Annotated in this window: 13 protein-coding genes and 2 tRNA genes; 3 read left to right on the top strand and 12 right to left on the bottom strand. The window is 58.8% G+C overall.

What is annotated here, in order from left to right:
• The first annotated feature begins 219 nt into the window (after positions 1-219).
• Entirely contained in the window at positions 220-774 is a 555-nt protein-coding gene (locus tag ACKJSM_RS11155) for a cytochrome b (protein ID WP_410237450.1), read from the top strand.
• Here the strand turns inward: ACKJSM_RS11155 and ACKJSM_RS11160 are convergent.
• Positions 771-1,679, bottom strand: coding sequence for a 1-aminocyclopropane-1-carboxylate deaminase/D-cysteine desulfhydrase (locus tag ACKJSM_RS11160; RefSeq protein WP_410237451.1), 909 nt, complete (start codon positions 1,677-1,679; stop codon positions 771-773). The genes ACKJSM_RS11155 and ACKJSM_RS11160 overlap by 4 nt on opposite strands.
• 41 nt (positions 1,680-1,720) lie before the next feature.
• Positions 1,721-3,760, bottom strand: a complete 2,040-nt coding sequence (locus tag ACKJSM_RS11165; RefSeq protein ID WP_236177460.1) for an NADPH-dependent 2,4-dienoyl-CoA reductase — start codon at positions 3,758-3,760, stop codon at positions 1,721-1,723.
• 205 nt (positions 3,761-3,965) lie between these two features.
• On the opposite strand from ACKJSM_RS11165, the gene ACKJSM_RS11170 reads away from it, so the two are divergent.
• Together ACKJSM_RS11170 and ACKJSM_RS11175 are read left to right on the top strand one after the other, a co-directional pair.
• Positions 3,966-5,093 (top strand): nitrilase-related carbon-nitrogen hydrolase, encoded by a 1,128-nt coding sequence (locus ACKJSM_RS11170; RefSeq protein WP_410237452.1) that lies wholly within the window; start codon positions 3,966-3,968, stop codon positions 5,091-5,093.
• Between the two features lie 3 nt (positions 5,094-5,096).
• A complete protein-coding gene (locus ACKJSM_RS11175; protein WP_410237453.1) occupies positions 5,097-6,137 on the top strand; it encodes an AraC family transcriptional regulator in 1,041 nt (346 codons plus the stop codon).
• Positions 6,138-6,141: 4 nt separating this feature from the next.
• On the opposite strand, the gene ACKJSM_RS11180 is transcribed toward ACKJSM_RS11175, so the two are convergent.
• From ACKJSM_RS11180 to ACKJSM_RS11225, 10 genes are all read right to left on the bottom strand, one after another.
• The gene (locus ACKJSM_RS11180; RefSeq protein WP_236177454.1) at positions 6,142-6,330 is read right to left on the bottom strand and encodes a hypothetical protein; all 189 of its coding nucleotides are present in this window, start codon (positions 6,328-6,330) and stop codon (positions 6,142-6,144) included.
• 127 nt (positions 6,331-6,457) lie between these two features.
• On the bottom strand, positions 6,458-7,339 hold the full coding sequence (locus ACKJSM_RS11185) for a DUF2242 domain-containing protein (RefSeq protein ID WP_410237454.1): 882 nt from the start codon (positions 7,337-7,339) through the stop codon (positions 6,458-6,460).
• Between the two features lie 291 nt (positions 7,340-7,630).
• Positions 7,631-9,502 (bottom strand): SurA N-terminal domain-containing protein, encoded by a 1,872-nt coding sequence (locus ACKJSM_RS11190; RefSeq protein WP_410237455.1) that lies wholly within the window; start codon positions 9,500-9,502, stop codon positions 7,631-7,633.
• Positions 9,503-9,733: 231 nt separating this feature from the next.
• The gene (locus ACKJSM_RS11195; protein WP_002552737.1) at positions 9,734-10,006 is read right to left on the bottom strand and encodes an HU family DNA-binding protein; all 273 of its coding nucleotides are present in this window, start codon (positions 10,004-10,006) and stop codon (positions 9,734-9,736) included.
• A gap of 149 nt (positions 10,007-10,155) precedes the next feature.
• Positions 10,156-12,552 (bottom strand): endopeptidase La, encoded by a 2,397-nt coding sequence (gene lon / locus ACKJSM_RS11200; protein ID WP_236177449.1) that lies wholly within the window; start codon positions 12,550-12,552, stop codon positions 10,156-10,158.
• A 162-nt stretch (positions 12,553-12,714) separates the two neighbouring features.
• Positions 12,715-13,998 carry an ATP-dependent Clp protease ATP-binding subunit ClpX gene (gene clpX / locus ACKJSM_RS11205; RefSeq protein WP_007951558.1) on the bottom strand — a complete coding sequence of 428 codons (1,284 nt, stop codon included), beginning with the start codon at positions 13,996-13,998 and terminating at the stop codon, positions 12,715-12,717.
• 113 nt (positions 13,999-14,111) lie between these two features.
• Positions 14,112-14,747 carry an ATP-dependent Clp endopeptidase proteolytic subunit ClpP gene (gene clpP / locus ACKJSM_RS11210; RefSeq protein WP_410237456.1) on the bottom strand — a complete coding sequence of 212 codons (636 nt, stop codon included), beginning with the start codon at positions 14,745-14,747 and terminating at the stop codon, positions 14,112-14,114.
• 92 nt (positions 14,748-14,839) lie between these two features.
• Positions 14,840-16,150, bottom strand: a complete 1,311-nt coding sequence (tig, locus tag ACKJSM_RS11215) for a trigger factor (protein WP_039767617.1) — start codon at positions 16,148-16,150, stop codon at positions 14,840-14,842.
• Between the two features lie 400 nt (positions 16,151-16,550).
• Positions 16,551-16,626 (bottom strand) — tRNA-His (locus tag ACKJSM_RS11220).
• A gap of 32 nt (positions 16,627-16,658) precedes the next feature.
• Positions 16,659-16,735 (bottom strand) — tRNA-Arg (locus ACKJSM_RS11225).
• Positions 16,736-16,781 lie beyond the last annotated feature (46 nt).

The following is a 16,781-nucleotide window of genomic DNA, read 5'->3' on the forward strand; positions in this document are numbered from 1 at the left end:
TAACCACCTCACTTGGCGTTCTCAAACTTTCGCAAATACAAAATATAAACAAAGCCTTGTTACAGCCATCCGGCCGGCACGTTGATAACGCACTGCACGGCCAATGACATGCGTCAATAAAAAACGGATTGCGCAGGAAGAATGATTTCAACACGGTTACAGTTAAGGCATGCCGTCGCAGAACGGCACGCTTGAGCCCTGAACCGTGAGGAGCGCCGTATGCCGTGGACAAATTCCGAATCCCGTTACAGCACCGTGTCGATCCTGTTGCACTGGCTGATGCTGGTGCTGTTGGTGCTGGTGTACGCCAGCATGGAACTGCGCGGCCTGTTTCCCAAGGGCAGCGGCGGTCGCACGCTGATCCGCGAAGTGCATTACATGCTTGGGCTGACCGTGTTCGTGCTGGTCTGGTTTCGCCTGTTCGCCCGCAGCCTGGGCCCGGCGCCGAAAATCTTCCCGGCCTCGCCACCGTGGCAAACCATCCTCGCACGCTTGATGCACTGGGCCTTGTACCTGTTCATGATCAGCATGCCGATCCTTGGCTGGCTGATCACCAGCGCCGAGGGCCATCAGGTGATGTTCTATGGGTTCGACCTGCCGTTGCTGGTGAGTGAGGACAAGGCCTTTGCCAAACAGGTTGAGTACTGGCACGTACTGATCAGCACGATTGGCTACTGGATGATCGGTCTGCACGCACTGGCGGGGATCTACCACCATTACGTGGTGCGCGATAACACGCTGCTGCGGATGATGCCCAAGCGAAGCCAGGGTTAACCGTCGAATCCACGCCGGCCCTGCAAGCCGCCGGTGTGGACGAAGATCAAGCGTGAACCCCGGGCAAAGCGGCCCGCCTCGATCTGTTGTTCAAGCGCCAGCAAGGCCTTGCCGGTGTACACCGGTTCGAGAGGAACGCCGCTGGCCTGTTCGGTTTGCGCGATGAACTCAAGCAACGCCGGATCGACCTTGGCGAAGCCGCCACGGCTGGCGTCGATCAGATCAAAGCCTCCAGCCTTGCCCACAATCGCCTCGACATTGGCCGCGACGCCGTGATCGTCGGGAACGGCCATGGCGCCGTATACAGCATGCTGACCGGCCTGCGCCAACACCAATCCCGCGAGCGTGGTGCCCGTGCCACAGGCCAGCCACCAACCGTCATAGTCGTCCCAGCCGAGCTTGCCGAGTTGTCGACTGACCTGATCCTTCAATGACGCGCAACCCTGCGCACCCGGCAAACCACCGCCCCCTTCGGGCACCGGATGCAGCGTCGGATATTGCGCCAGCCACGGCTGCCAGAACCCCGGCCGATGCCGCGCCCGATAACCGCCAAACCCGAGCCAGTGCAACTGCATGCCGAATTCCTGCAGATCCCTGACCGTCGGCGTGTCCTGCGGATGCCCGCGCAACAGGCCGACTGTTGTGAATCCCAGGCGCTTGCCCGCAGCCGCCAGTGCATGCAGATGATTGGAGTGCGCACCGCCCAGGCTGATGATGCCTTCGGCACCCGCACGGTCGGCGGCTTTGAGATGCTCGACGAGTTTGAACCACTTGTTGCCGCTGATCAGCGGATCGATCCGGTCAAGGCGCAGGATCGCGACTTCAACACCGGAGGCGGTAAGCCAGTCCAGATGAAGTGGTTCGAGGGGGGCTGGGGTCAGCCAGTCGGTGGGAGGGAGAAACATGAAGGCCGGCTCTGTACAAAGAGCCGGCATTCTAGGGTGGATCAGAGCTCGGCGGCCAGACGCGAACCCTGATTGATCGCACGCTTGGCATCCAGCTCGGCCGCCACGTCAGCGCCGCCGATCAGGTGCACGTTCTGCCCGGCCTCAACCAGACCGTCGTGCAGTTCGCGCAGCGGATCCTGACCGGCGCAGATGACGATGTTGTCCACCGGCAGCACTTGCGGTTCGCCGGTTTCGCCGATGCGGATGTGCAGGCCTTCGTCGTCGATCTTCAGGTACTCGACGCTGTTGAGCATCTGCACCTGCTTGTTCTTCAGACCGGTGCGGTGAATCCAGCCGGTGGTCTTGCCCAGGCCGTCGCCGACCTTGGTTTTCTTGCGTTGCAACAGGAACACCTCACGGGCCGGTGCGTGCGGCGCAGCCTTGATCCCGGCCACACCACCCCGGGCTTGCAGATTCGTGTCGATGCCCCACTCTTTCCAGAACGCAGCGCGATCCTGACTGGTGGCCACGCCTTCATGGACGAGGAATTCCGAGACGTCGAAACCGATACCGCCGGCGCCAATCACTGCCACGCGCTTGCCGACCGGTTTGCGCTCGAGCAGCACATCGAGGTAGCTCAGCACCTTGGCGTTCTCGACACCCGGAATCGCCGGCAGACGCGGCGCAATGCCGGTCGCCAGAATGACTTCGTCGTAACCGCCCTCGACCAGTTTTGCTACGTCAACGCGGGTGTTCAGACACACTTCGACGTTGGTGGTCTGCAACTTGCGTTTGAAGTAGCGCAGGGTTTCGTAGAACTCTTCCTTGCCCGGTACACGCTTGGCGACGTTGAACTGGCCACCAATCTCGCTGGCCGAATCGAACAGCGTCACCTGATGCCCGCGTTCGGCGGCCACGGTGGCGGCGGACAGACCGGCAGGACCGGCACCGACCACGGCTATTTTCTTGATCTGCTTGACCGGTAAGTAATTGAGTTCGGTCTCGTGGCAGGCACGCGGGTTGACCAGGCAACTGGTGAGCTTGCCGCCGAAGGTGTGATCAAGGCAGGCCTGGTTGCAGCCGATGCAGGTGTTGATTTCATCGGCGCGGCCTTCGGCGGCCTTGTTGACGAAGTCCGGGTCAGCGAGGAATGGCCGCGCCATCGAGACCATGTCGGCATCGCCTTCGGCGAGGATCTGCTCGGCGACTTCCGGGGTGTTGATGCGGTTGGTGGTGATCAGCGGAATATTCACCGAACCGCGCAGCTTGGCCGTGACCTTGCTGAACGCCGCACGCGGCACTTTGGTGGCGATGGTCGGGATCCGCGCTTCGTGCCAGCCGATGCCCGTGTTGATGAGGGTCGCGCCGGCCTGCTCGATGGCCTTGGCCAGGGTGACGATTTCTTCCCAGGTACTGCCGCCCTCGACCAGATCGAGCATCGACAGGCGGAAAATGATGATGAAGTTCGGGCCCACCGCTTCACGTACGCGGCGGACGATTTCCACCGGCAGGCGCATGCGGTTTTCGTAGCTGCCGCCCCAACGGTCGGTGCGGTGGTTGGTATGGGCCGCAAGGAACTGATTAATGAAATAGCCTTCCGAGCCCATGATTTCCACGCCGTCGTACTCGGCGGTCTGGGCCAGTACCGAGCAGGTGACGAAATCGCGGATCTGCTTCTCGATGCCATCCTCGTCCAGCTCTTTGGGCTTGAACGGGTTGATCGGCGCCTGAATGGCGCTCGGTGCAACCTGTTTCGGGCTGTAGGCATAACGGCCGGCGTGGAGGATCTGCATGCAGATCTTGCCGCCTGCATCGTGCACGGCACGGGTGACGATGCGATGCTTGAGCGCTTCTTCCTCGGTGGTCAGCTTGGCCGCACCGGAATACACGCCGCCCTCATCATTCGGGCCGATACCGCCGGTGACCATCAGGCCGACGCCGCCACGGGCACGCTCGGCAAAATACGCCGCCATGCGCTCGAAACCGCCCGGCTTCTCTTCAAGGCCGGTGTGCATCGAGCCCATCAGGGTGCGGTTGCGCAAGGTGGTGAATCCCAGGTCCAGCGGGGCCAACAGGTGCGGGTATTGAGTGGCGGTCATCGTTAACTCCACAGCAGGCAATCACGGAAAATGCGGGAGCTCTGCGTCCCCCGTCAGTCATGCTCGACAGATTAGGAGTCGCCTCGCTGCCACTCAATGACCGAAACTGACAAGTTATTGATCCAAATGCGCAGCGCCCCTTGGCAAGCCAGGGCTGGCGCCCTACCCTGTCCGCACACCCTGTACCCGGCTGTTGTTGAATTTCATGCGTAAACTTCTGTACCTGACCTTTTCCATGGCGCTCATCGCCGCACTCACCTTCTATGCCATGTGGGCGGCTGACCGGCCGGTGGGCCACTACCTGTCGGACCTGCGAATCAAACTCGCGGTCGATCAGGGTACGCCCGCCGACCGTGGCAACCTGCTGGGTATCCAGCCCGAGCTGTTCCCCACCGACTACCAAAGCCCCGAACGCCTGCACCGCAAGCTCGCGGCCTATTTGCAGCAGGCGCAGGATCAAGGGCTGTTGAATGAAAAAACCGTGGTCATCCTGCCTGAACACGTCGGCACCTGGCTGATGATCAGCGGCGAGAAAGACGAGCTGTACCAGGCCGCCACCCTCGCCGAAGCGATGAACTGGCTGGCGGCGAGCAACCCGGTGCAATTCGCTCGTGCCTGGCTCACCGCCAAGGGCAGCAGCCGTCTGGATGACGCGCACCTGCGCATGAAAGCCCGGGACATGGCCAAGGACTATCAGGCGCTGTTCGGCGGCCTGGCCAAGGAATTTCACATCACGTTGGTAGCCGGTTCGATCGTATTGCCCGAGCCGAATATCACCGACGGCCGGCTCAAGGCCGGCAGTGGCGCGCTGTACAACAGCACGGTGGTGTTCGGTCGCGACGGCGCCCCGCTCGGCCAGCCACAGCGACAGATGCGCCCGATCTTCGATCAGGATGACTCCAGCCGCCGCGAGGCTTCCCGGATCAATGTCGTTGACACCCCGGCCGGACGCCTGGGCGTGTTGATCGGCAACGACAGTTGGTATCCGGACAACTACCGCAAACTCGACGAGCAAGGCGCGCAGTTGATCGCGGTGCCTGCGTTTGTCGTCGGTCATGGCGTGTGGGATCAACCGTGGAAGGGTTACAAAGGCTTGAGCGTGCCGGACTCGGTCAACCTGAAACCGGGGACTGTCAGTGAAGGCCAGGCCTGGCACCAGTTGACCCTGACCGCGCAACCGCCAGCCAGCAAGGCGGTGGCCGGCATGAGTGTGTTTCTGCGCGGGCAGTTCTGGGACAAACCGAGTTCCGGACAAAGTTTCCTCAGCAGCAACGGCCAGCAGTTCGCCGACAGCGAAGCCCGTGGCGCGCGCCTGCTGAACCTCTGGCTGTAACCGATGAAGCCCTTGCCGATGCGTCTCGGGGATCTGTCGGTGGGCTTTGTCCACAGCCTGGCGGATGCCGTGCGCAACCATGACGTCGATCCACTGCCATTGCTTGAACAGTATGGCCTGGATGCTGCACGACTGGCCGAAGCCGGGGCGCGTCTGTCGATCCCGCGCTACATGCGTCTGGGGCACGGCGCGATCCAGCTGACCGGCGATCCGGCACTGGGTTTGCGCATGGGCCGGCTCAGTCGCTTGAGTCAGGCCGGGTTGGCCGGTGTGACCGCCGCGCAGGCTCCGACCGTGCGCGAAGCCGCCCGCTGCCTGACTCGCTTCGAACCCTTGTACGGCTCCAATTATCGCGGCCAGTCGAGTTTCCACGAAGACGCCAGCGGTGCGTGGCTGCGCTTCTATTCGATCAGCCCGTACAACGCCTACAACCGCTTTGTGGTGGATTCGATCATCGCCGGCTGGCTGCATCAGTTGTCCAGCGTCAGCCGCGAACCGTTACGCGCCGAACGGATCGAGATTGAGTTCGACACGCCGGACTATCGCGACGCTTATGCGGTGCTCGGCGAATGCCCGATCCAGTTCGGCGCCGAACACAATCAACTGCGCCTGAGCCTCACCAGTCTGGCCCAACGCAACCCGGAGCATTGCCCCAGCACCTGGAAACATTTGCTCGGTTTGTGTGAACGGGAACTGGAGCAATTGACCCGCACTCGCAGCCTGCGTGAACGCATCACGCAATTGCTCGGGCCGTTGCTCAATGGCGGCCGGGAACCGGACCTGGAAGAAGTGGCGTCACGCCTGAAGCTGCCGACCTGGACGTTACGGCGAAAGCTGGCCGAGGAAGGCACGCAGTTTCGCGCGATCCTCAATGACACCCGCCGTGATCTGGCAATGACCTACATCCGCGACACCGAACTGGCATTCGGTGAAATCGCCTACCTGCTGGGCTTTGCCTCGGCCGAAGCTTTCCAGCGCGCCTTCAAGCGCTGGAGCGGTCAGACACCGGGCGAATTTCGCCGCAGTCACCGCAAGACAGGCTGACGCCTCACAGCTCGGTGGCGTCTTCTGCTGGCTCCGGTGAGTCCAGTTCGTAAGCGTGGAACTCGAGCAGCTCTTCTTGATAGTCATCCATTACGTAATCCCCCTGACGCTTGCTTGAAATGGCCTGGAACAAATGACCAGTGCCTCGAGCATAAAGTGCCCGTGTGAAGGAAAAATGAAACACGGCCTTCATGAAATAAACGTAGCAGGCAATCAGGAATTTATCGCGGGAAATTTTTCGACGGGGCAGGCAGGAAGAAGCTCAAAGGGCACAACAAAACGCCACGCGTCCGACAGAGGTCGGGCGCGTGGCATAAAGCTTACTGCCCGGAGGCAGGCATGGCCGGAATCGGCTCTGAGGGCGGCGGCATGTCTGTCGGGTTGGCCGCAGGTGTGATGGTCTCCGTCGCGGGCGCAGGCTCGACAACCGGTGCCGGGGTGATTGGCGCAGCTTCGGCCGGTGGTGCTACCGGCTCGGAACTGGCCGGGGCCGCTTCTGCAGGCGCTTCTACAGGCACAGGCGCTGGCGCAGGTGCTGCAGCGGGCTCGGCGGTCGGCACTGGAGCCGGGGCCGGTTCAGCCGCAGGGGCGGGAACCAGCGGAGCCGGCGCCGCTTTGGCCTCCGGGACACCCAGGTCAGTCTTGGGTTTTTCGCTAATGTGCGCGGCTTTCTTCGCTTCCGCTGGCAAGAACAACTCGACCAGCGTGAAGAAGCGCTCATAGAACTTCTGCGACGACACGGTTTCGCTGGCCACCTTGACCATCGAATCGTCAGACGAGCCGATCGGCATCGACACCGAGCCCAACACGCCGACACCGAGGCTGGCCGAGTTGTTGGTCTTCTTCAGCGCGTAACGGTCCTGCAGGGCATTGGCGAACACGGTGGCGTGATGGCCGGCGCTGCCATCATCGGCGCACACCACGTTGAAGCTGATCTCCAGGTGGGTTTCGCCGGTCTGCTGGAAGCTCTTGTGCCCGCTGACCAGTTTCGGGTCATTGCTGGTAATGATGTAGCCCTGGCTGAGCAACGCTCGGCGGGCCGCTTCGCAACTGGCGGTGTCGGTCACCGGATAATTGCGCGAAAAGGTGCCGGAGTCGTCGAAATTCTCATGCTCGTAGATAGGCTTGTCCTTGGAGCAGCCGGCAGCGGCGGTCAGCAACAACGCCAACCCGATGAAACGCACGGGAATAGAATTCAACATTAAACATCCTGAGGGAAAACGGTCCGGGGCGTATTGTGCAACAGATCGCTGCCCCGCAGCGTATGGATTAGTGTCTTAAAACAGTTACAACTCTACCGGTCATGGGCGACAGGAAAAAGTCGTGCCGATAAATGATCGATGAACACCCGCCACTTGGCGACAGCTCTGTTGCTGCTCACCTTGTATGCGACCGTCAGTGCCCGATCCCACGGCTTCCCGAACGCCATATAGCGCGCATAAAAAAACCCCGGATTTTCATCCGGGGCTCGGGTCTTGCGGCTCAGCCAGGCATCAGAAACGCTTGATGTCGGCTTCGCTTTCCAGCTGCTTGCGGTACGCCGCGAAGTCCTGCTGGCCTACACGCGATGCGAGGAAGCGACGGTATTGCGCTTTCTCTTCATCGGTCGGAGCCGCCCCTTCGTTCACACCGTTCAGGCGCACGATAGTCAGACTACCGTCCGCCAGCGTCACGCTGCTGAAGGTCGGCTTGTCCTTGGCGGTCGGTTTCGGCATGCGGAACAACGCTTGCAGCACCGCCGGATCAACCCCTTCCTGAGCACGGTTCGCCGCTTCAGTGACTTTCCAGCTCTGACCGTCCACAGCCTTGTCCAGCGGGGTCTTGCCATCACGCAGACTGGCAATCAGTTGCTCCGCCTTGGTCTTGGCAGCCGCACTGGCGTGCTCTTTGGTCAACTGGGCGCGAATGGCGGTGGCCACGCTCTCCAGCGGCAATTGAGTCGGCTTGAGGTGCTCTTTGGCGCGCAGCACGATCACGGTTTCCGGATCCAGCTCGATCGCGGTGCTGTTGGCACCCTCCTCCAGCACTTCAGTGCTGAACGCGGCAGTCACTACAGCACGGTTGGCTGCAACGCCCTCGCCACCTTCACGGCCAAACGGCTTGGAGGTGTGCACGGTCAGTTTCAGGTCCTGCGCCGGCTGGGCCAGGTCGGATGCTTCGAACGAAGAGTCTTCCAGTTGCTTGGTCGCCTCGACGAAACGCTGCTCGACCTGCTGGGTTTTCAGCTCGCGGGTCAGCTTGTCTTTAAGGCTGGCCAGTGTCGGCACTTCAGGCGCCTCGACACCCAGCAGCTTGATCAGGTGGAAGCCGAAGTCGGTGCGAACCGGCTCGGAAACCTGATCCTTGCTCAGCGAATACAGGGCTTTCTCGAAAGCTGGATCGTAAACGCCAGGACCGGCATAACCAAGGTCACCGCCGTTGTTGGCCGAACCCGGATCCTGCGAGAACTCCTTGGCCAGCGCTTCGAATTTCTCGCCCTTGGCCAGACGCGCCTGGACTTCTTCGATCTTCGCCTTGGCCTGGGCTTCGGTGGTCTTGTCGTTCACTTCGATCAGAATGTGCGCCGCACGACGTTGTTCCGACAGGTTGGCGATCTCTTTCTGATACGCCGCCTGCAGGTCTTCGTCCTTGACGGTGACCTGATCGAAGAACGAAGCCTTCTTCAGCTCCAGGTAATCGATGACCACTTGATCCGGGGTCATGAATTCCTTGGCGTGCTCGTCGTAGTAAGCCTTGACCTCGTCATCGGTGAGCTTCACCGCCGAAGGGTCAGCCTTGATGTTCAGGGTGGCGAAGTCGCGGGTCTGTTTTTCCAGACGGGCGAAAGCCAGCACTTGAGCGTCGGTCACAAAACCGCTGCCCGCCACACCGGCGCGCAGTTGGCCGATCAGCATTTCCTGAGCCAGCATCTGGCGGAACTGCATGCGGCTGTAACCCAGTTGACGAATCACCTGATCGAAACGGTCGGAGCTGAACTTGCCGTCGACCTGGAATTCAGGCGTCTGCAGGATCACTTGGTCCAGGGCCGCTTCGGAGAAAGCGAATTTCGATTGTTCTGCGCCTTGCAGCAGCAGCTTGCGATCGATCAGCCCTTTGAGGGCCGATTCGCGCAGCATTTTTTCGTCCAGCAAGGACGCGTCGAAGTCCTTGCCCAGTTGTTGCATCAGCTGACGGCGTTGCATATCCACCGCCTGGCTCAGCTCGTTCTGGCTGATTTCTTCACCGTTGACCTTGGCCGCCTCATTCTTGTGAGTCGTGGCCTGAAAAATGGCGTCGAAACCGGTCAGAGCCATCAGTGCAACGATGACCCCGATAATGGTCTTGGCAATCCAGCCTTGTGAATTGTCCCTGATATTCTGCAGCATGCGTCCCCCAGAAACGGTTGAACTTCAAAATTAGGCAACCGTGGAGCGTGGGTAGAATCCGGATAGAAGAAAGGCGCATCCGAGGATGCGCCTTCTCGTAACTGGCGGAGCGGACAGGGCTCGAACCCTCGATCCCGGTGTGACAGGCAGCTATTCCAAACGCCTGCTCTACCGCTCCGCTGCCAAGTCAGGCATGACCCCGACCCGGATGGGTAAAAACCTGAATCAAACTTAGTTGACGGCTTCTTTCAGGGCTTTACCGGCTTTGAAACCTGGCTTTTTGGCTGCCGCGATTTCCAGAGTCTTGCCGGTCTGTGGGTTACGACCAATGCGAGCTGGACGATCAGTCACGGAGAACGTGCCGAAACCAACCAGAACAACGGAGTCGCCAGCCTTGAGAGCGCCAGTGACGGATTCGATTACAGCGTCCAGCGCACGGCCAGCAGCAGCTTTCGGGATATCAGCGGATGCAGCGATAGCATCAATCAGTTCCGACTTGTTCACTCTAAGTCCCCTTATATCTATTTTGAGTATGATTCTAAGTTTTTTGGTGAAAGCAAAAACGAGTGCTGAATGGCCTACAGACACTTAAGAGCCGCTTTATAACAAGGGCTCTAAAAAGCTGTCAAGGAAGCCCCCCAGGCAAAAGCGTATTAATGCGTGCTAATTCTTTCCTTAGAGTCAGACTCACGTTTTTCATCCTTGGCAACTATCTCCGGAGCCACATCCGGCAAGGGCTCCGGCGCGTATTGCAGCGCAATTTGCAGGACCTCGTCAATCCATTTAACCGGTTTGATCTGCAGATCCTGCTTGATATTGTCAGGAATCTCCTTCAGATCGCGCACGTTCTCTTCCGGAATAATCACTGTCTTGATTCCGCCACGGTGAGCGGCCAGCAGTTTTTCCTTCAGACCGCCAATGGCGAGAACTTGACCACGCAGGGTGATCTCGCCGGTCATGGCGACATCGGCACGCACAGGAATTCCCGTCAAAGCCGACACCAGCGCAGTACACATGCCTACACCAGCGCTCGGGCCGTCTTTCGGCGTAGCGCCTTCGGGCATGTGGATGTGGGTGTCGCGCTTCTCGTGGAAGTCCAGGGGAATGCCCAGGCTCTTGGCGCGACTGCGCACCACCGTCAGGGCCGCAGTGATCGATTCGACCATTACGTCACCCAGCGAACCGGTCTTGATCAACTGACCTTTACCCGGTACCACCGCGGCTTCGATCGTCAGCAATTCACCGCCCACCTGAGTCCAGGCCAGGCCGGTCACTTGGCCGATCTGATCCTGCTGCTCCGCCAGACCATAGCGGAATTTGCGAACACCAAGGAAATGCTCAAGCACGTCAGCTGTCACTTTTACCGAGAAGCGCTTTTCCAGTGCGTGCTCTTTGACCGCCTTGCGGCAGACCTTGGCAATCTGCCGTTCGAGGCCACGCACACCGGCTTCGCGGGTGTAGTAACGGATAATGTCGCGGATCGCTTCTTCGTCGAATTCCAGCTCGCCCTTCTTCAGGCCGTTGGCTGCAATCTGCTTCGGCGACAGGTACTTGACCGCGATGTTGATCTTCTCGTCTTCGGTGTAGCCCGGCAGACGGATCACTTCCATCCGGTCCAGCAGCGCCGGCGGAATGTTCATCGAGTTGGAGGTGCACAGAAACATCACATCCGAGAGGTCGTAATCGACTTCCAGATAGTGGTCGTTGAAGTTGTGGTTCTGCTCCGGATCAAGCACTTCCAGCAACGCCGACGCCGGGTCGCCACGCATGTCGCTGCCCATTTTGTCGATTTCATCGAGCAGGAACAGCGGGTTGCGCACCCCCACTTTTGTCATCTTTTGAATCAATCTTCCTGGCATCGAACCGATGTAGGTTCGACGGTGACCACGGATTTCCGCTTCGTCACGCACGCCACCGAGGGCCATGCGCACGAATTTGCGGTTGGTGGCATGGGCGATCGATTCGGCCAGCGAGGTTTTACCCACGCCCGGAGGACCGACCAGGCACAACACCGGGCCACGGATTTTCTTCACGCGCTTCTGAACGGCGAGGTATTCAAGGATGCGTTCCTTGACCTCCTCGAGGCCGTAGTGATCGGCGTCGAGAATGTCTTCGGCACGGGCCAGGTCCAGACGCACCTTGCTCTGAGCCTTCCACGGCACCTGAACCAGCCAGTCGATGTACGAGCGCACCACGGTGGCTTCGGCGGACATCGGCGACATTTGCTTGAGCTTGTTCAGCTCGGCAGTGGCCTTGGCCAGGGCATCCTTCGGCAGACCGGCAGCGTCGATGCGCTTTTTCAGGTCTTCGATTTCGTTGTGACCCTCGTCGCTGTCGCCGAGCTCCTTCTGAATGGCCTTCATCTGCTCATTCAGGTAGTACTCGCGCTGGCTGCGCTCCATTTGCTTTTTGACGCGGCCACGAATGCGTTTTTCGACTTGCAGCAGGTCGATCTCGGCGTCCAGCAAGGCCAGAACGTGCTCGACCCGTGCCGACAAATCGATGATTTCGAGGATTTCCTGCTTCTGCTCGATCTTCAGCGCCATGTGCGCGGCCATGGTGTCCACCAGGCGGCCAGGCTCGTCGATGCTGTTGAGCGACGACAGGACTTCAGCCGGGACTTTCTTGCCCAGCTGCACATATTGTTCGAACTGCGACAGCAGGCTACGCACGAACACTTCGGATTCGCGCTCGGCGGCATCGACTTCGTCGATCAGCGACACTTCGGCACGGCAGTGGCCATCGACTTCACTGAAGCGTTCCACAGCGCCACGCTGCTCGCCTTCGACCAGAACCTTGACGGTGCCGTCCGGCAGCTTCAGCAGTTGCAGAACAGTGGCGATGGTACCTACGCGATAGAGAGCTTCCTCACCGGGATCGTCGTCAGCCGGGTTTCTCTGGGCCAGCAGCAGGATCTGCTTGTCGCCCGTCATCGCGGCCTCGAGGGCTTCAATGGATTTCTCGCGCCCCACGAACAGCGGGATAACCATGTGCGGATACACAACGACATCACGCAATGGCAGGAGAGGCAATTCGATGGTGGTCTTCATGATTTCGCCTCTACGGCGGCCATATGGCCGTAATCAGATGGAATTAAGCTTGAAACCAAGATGGGGGCTGCCTTGAAAAAAAACAAGCGCAAAGCGGATGTAAAAAACGACATAAAAAAAAGAGGCCCGAAGGCCTCTTCTTTGTTCCGGCAGTCAGGGCGCTTACGCGTCCGGCGCTGCCTTGGCAGCCGGCTCACTGTTTTCATAGATATACAGTGGCTTGGACTTGCCTTCGATCACGCTTTCATCGATCACGACTTTGCTCACCTCGGACTGCGAGGGGATTTCATACATCGTGTCGAGCAGCACACCCTCGAGAATCGAACGCAGGCCACGGGCACCGGTTTTACGTTCCAGGGCACGCTTGGCGACCGATTTGAGCGCGTCGGAACGGAATTCCAGATCCACGCCTTCCATCTCGAACAGCTTGGCATACTGTTTGGTCAGAGCATTTTTCGGCTCGGTGAGAATCTGCATCAAAGCAGCCTCATCCAGCTCGTCCAGCGTTGCAAGAACCGGCAGACGACCGACGAATTCCGGGATCAGACCGAACTTGACCAGATCGTCAGGCTCGACTTCACGCAGGGATTCACCGACTTTCTTGCCTTCTTCCTTGCTGCGCACTTCTGCATTGAAACCGATACCACCCTTGGTGGAACGGTTCTGGATAACCTTCTCCAGACCGGAGAATGCGCCACCGCAGATGAACAGGATGTTACGGGTATCAACCTGAAGGAATTCCTGCTGCGGATGCTTGCGGCCACCTTGCGGCGGAACCGAAGCGACCGTGCCTTCGATCAGTTTGAGCAAGGCCTGCTGCACGCCTTCACCGGAAACATCCCGGGTGATCGACGGGTTGTCGGACTTGCGCGAAATCTTGTCGATTTCGTCGATGTAGACAATACCCATCTGGGCTTTCTCTACGTCGTAATCGCACTTCTGCAGCAGCTTCTGAATGATGTTCTCGACGTCTTCACCCACATAACCCGCCTCGGTGAGGGTGGTTGCGTCAGCGATGGTGAACGGAACGTTCAGCAAGCGGGCCAGGGTTTCGGCCAGCAGGGTTTTACCGGAGCCTGTCGGGCCGATCAGCAGGATGTTGCTCTTGCCGAGTTCGACGTCGTCAGCCTTTTTGTCACGCTGGTTCAGACGCTTGTAGTGGTTGTACACCGCTACTGCCAGAACCTTCTTGGCACGCTCCTGACCAATGACATATTGATCAAGGATGCCGCTGATTTCTTTAGGCGAAGGCAATTTATGCGCGCTGCTTTCGGCCTGTGCTTCCTGCACCTCCTCGCGGATGATGTCATTGCACAGGTCGACGCACTCGTCGCAGATAAAGACCGAGGGGCCGGCAATCAATTTGCGTACTTCATGCTGGCTTTTGCCACAGAAGGAGCAATAGAGCAGCTTGCCGTTGTCCTCGCCGTTGCGGGTGTCAGTCATTCGTTCGATCCAAATCCGATAGGCTTGCAACACAAGATGAAGGCTATTGCGGGCTTTTTCAAGCCCGCCGCTGATCAGACGCGCCGACCAAGCCTATTTTGAGCTGCTTATTTTTAAGCTGGGCGCTGGTTGATGACTTCGTCGATCAGACCGTATTCCTTCGCAGCTTCTGCACTCATGAAGTTGTCGCGGTTGGTGTCGCGATCGATTTCTTCAAGCGTACGGCCGCTGTGCTTGGCCATCAGCGTGTTCAGACGTTCGCGGATGAAGAGGATCTCCTTGGCATGGATTTCGATGTCCGATGCCTGGCCCTGGAAACCGCCCAGTGGCTGGTGAATCATCACGCGCGAGTTCGGCAGGCAGAAACGCTTGCCAGGGGCACCGGCCGTCAGCAGGAACGCGCCCATGCTGCACGCCTGACCGATACAGGTCGTCGATACGTTTGGCTTGATGAACTGCATGGTGTCATAGATCGACATGCCCGCCGTTACCGAACCGCCCGGGGAGTTGATATAAAGATGGATGTCCTTGTCCGGGTTTTCCGCTTCAAGGAACAGCAATTGCGCGCAAATCAGGTTGGCCATGTAGTCCTCTACCGGACCCACCAGAAAGATCACTCGTTCCTTGAGAAGACGCGAGTAGATGTCATAGGCGCGCTCGCCACGAGCAGATTGCTCGACAACCATCGGGACCAGGCCGCCGGCGGCCTGGATATCAGAGTTCTGCTGAATATAGGAATTACGGAACATGCTCTGCAGTCACTCCCAAATAGTCATGTCTTGAATACGCATAAGCCAGCTCGAAGGCTGGCTTATGGTGTGTGCTTCTAACGCAAAAACAATCAGTCGGCTTTTGGAGCTTCTACCGGCTTGACCGCTTCTTCGTAAGAGACCGATTTGTCGGTCACGCTAGCTTTCTGCAGAACAGTATCCACAACTTGTTCTTCCAGCACAACCGAACGAACTTCGTTCAGTTGCTGCTCGTTCTTGTAGTACCAGGACACCACCTGCTCAGGCTCTTGGTAAGCCGAAGCCATTTCCTGAATCATTTCGCGAACGCGGGCTTCGTCTGGCTTCAGGTCGAACTGCTTGACCACTTCAGCCACGATCAGACCCAGAACAACGCGGCGCTTGGCTTGTTCTTCGAACAGCTCGGCCGGCAGTTGGTCTGGCTTGATGTTGCCACCGAACTGCTGAACAGCCTGCACGCGCAGACGGTCAACTTCGTTGGACAGCAGAGCCTTAGGCACTTCGATCGGGTTGGTGGCCAGCAGACCGTCCATGACCTGATTCTTGACCTTGGATTTGATCGCCTGACGCAGTTCACGCTCCATGTTCTTGCGAACTTCGGTGCGGAAACCGTCGATGCCGCTTTCCTTGATGCCGAATTGAGCGAAGAACTCTTCGTTCAGCTCAGGCAGCTTTGGCTCGGAAACGGTGTTTACAGTCACGGTGAACTCGGCGGTTTTGCCAGCCAGGTCCAGGTTCTGATAGTCCTCTGGGAAGGTCAGGTTCAGAACGCGCTCTTCGCCGGCTTTAGCGCCGACCAGGCCTTCTTCGAAGCCAGGGATCATGCGGCCGGAACCCAGGACCAGCTGAGTACCCTTGGCGGAACCGCCAGCGAATACTTCGCCGTCAACCTTGCCAACGAAATCGATGTTCAGTTGGTCTTCGTTCTGGGCAGCGCGATCGGCCACCTCGAAACGGGTGTTCTGCTTGCGCAGGATGTCCAGCATCTTGTCCAGATCGGCGTCAGCCACGTCAGCGCTCAGACGCTCGACGGTGATGCCTTCGAAACCAGCAACGGTGAACTCAGGGAACACTTCGAATACGGCTACGTATTCCAGATCCTTGCCAGCTTCGAGCGACTTGGGCTCGATCGATGGCGAACCGGCCGGGTTCAGCTTCTGCTCAACCACAGCTTCGTAGAAGGAGGACTGGATCACGTCGCCGATCGCTTCCTGGCGCGCATCAGCACCGAAACGGCGCTTGATTTCACTCATTGGCACTTTGCCAACACGGAAGCCAGCAATCTTGGCCTTTTTGGCAGTCTGCTGCAGACGCTTGTTGACCTGAGTCTCGATGCGCTCAGCCGGCACGGTGATGCTCATGCGGCGCTCAAGAGCAGTAGTATTTTCAACAGAAACTTGCATGGATATTCCTCGTTGCACAGACATTAGCCGGCCGTTTCCGACCCAAGAATCAAGGGCAAGCATTCTAGTAGGTCAAACTCAAGAAGTCACCCTACTGAAAACGGGTAAAAAAACAGCAGGCCATTTGAAGGCGGGGACAAACGGTTGCGCCTCGCCCTGTTAGCAAATACAGCCAATTCAAGCCAGGGCTCTGCGCCAACCTCTTCTATATATAGAGGCGATTGAATCATCTCCCTGACAGCCGACCTCGCAAGCAAGGCCGACGGACAGCGCAGCATCATCGAGCAACATTAATACGACGAAGCACACCACCCTGCGACCCAAAACCTGCAATCGCCGAAATCCGAAACCGTAAAACAAAAAAGGCGCCAGACTGTTAAATCTGGCGCCTTTCGAAATATGGGGTGGACGATGGGGATCGAACCCACGACAACGGGAGTCACAATCCCGTGCTCTACCAACTGAGCTACGCCCACCATATCGCGCTACTTGTGCCAATGCTGCCTAATGGCGCACCCGGCAGGACTCGAACCTGCGACCATCCGCTTAGAAGGCGGATGCTCTATCCAGCTGAGCTACGGGCGCCTTGTTAGCTGTACCCTTGGAGGACTACAAACTAAGTGCTTTCCAG

This window comes from Pseudomonas sp. PHC1 (genome assembly GCF_046487845.1).
Taxonomy (GTDB): Bacteria; Pseudomonadota; Gammaproteobacteria; order Pseudomonadales; family Pseudomonadaceae; genus Aquipseudomonas; species Aquipseudomonas sputi.

Excerpts from the sequence above, each read along its gene's own strand:
- ACKJSM_RS11180 (WP_236177454.1), bottom strand. The coding sequence starts at position 6,330 with ATGAAGGCCGTGTTTCATTTTTCCTTCACACGGGCACTTTATGCTCGA.
- clpX (WP_007951558.1), bottom strand. The coding sequence starts at position 13,998 with ATGACTGACACCCGCAACGGCGAGGACAACGGCAAGCTGCTCTATTGC.
- ACKJSM_RS11165 (WP_236177460.1), bottom strand. The coding sequence starts at position 3,760 with ATGACCGCCACTCAATACCCGCACCTGTTGGCCCCGCTGGACCTGGGA.
- ACKJSM_RS11170 (WP_410237452.1), top strand. The coding sequence starts at position 3,966 with ATGCGTAAACTTCTGTACCTGACCTTTTCCATGGCGCTCATCGCCGCA.
- ACKJSM_RS11190 (WP_410237455.1), bottom strand. The coding sequence starts at position 9,502 with ATGCTGCAGAATATCAGGGACAATTCACAAGGCTGGATTGCCAAGACC.
- ACKJSM_RS11185 (WP_410237454.1), bottom strand. The coding sequence starts at position 7,339 with ATGTTGAATTCTATTCCCGTGCGTTTCATCGGGTTGGCGTTGTTGCTG.
- clpP (WP_410237456.1), bottom strand. The coding sequence starts at position 14,747 with ATGTTCCGTAATTCCTATATTCAGCAGAACTCTGATATCCAGGCCGCC.
- ACKJSM_RS11160 (WP_410237451.1), bottom strand. The coding sequence starts at position 1,679 with ATGTTTCTCCCTCCCACCGACTGGCTGACCCCAGCCCCCCTCGAACCA.
- ACKJSM_RS11175 (WP_410237453.1), top strand. The coding sequence starts at position 5,097 with ATGAAGCCCTTGCCGATGCGTCTCGGGGATCTGTCGGTGGGCTTTGTC.
- ACKJSM_RS11155 (WP_410237450.1), top strand. The coding sequence starts at position 220 with ATGCCGTGGACAAATTCCGAATCCCGTTACAGCACCGTGTCGATCCTG.
- tig (WP_039767617.1), bottom strand. The coding sequence starts at position 16,150 with ATGCAAGTTTCTGTTGAAAATACTACTGCTCTTGAGCGCCGCATGAGC.
- lon (WP_236177449.1), bottom strand. The coding sequence starts at position 12,552 with ATGAAGACCACCATCGAATTGCCTCTCCTGCCATTGCGTGATGTCGTT.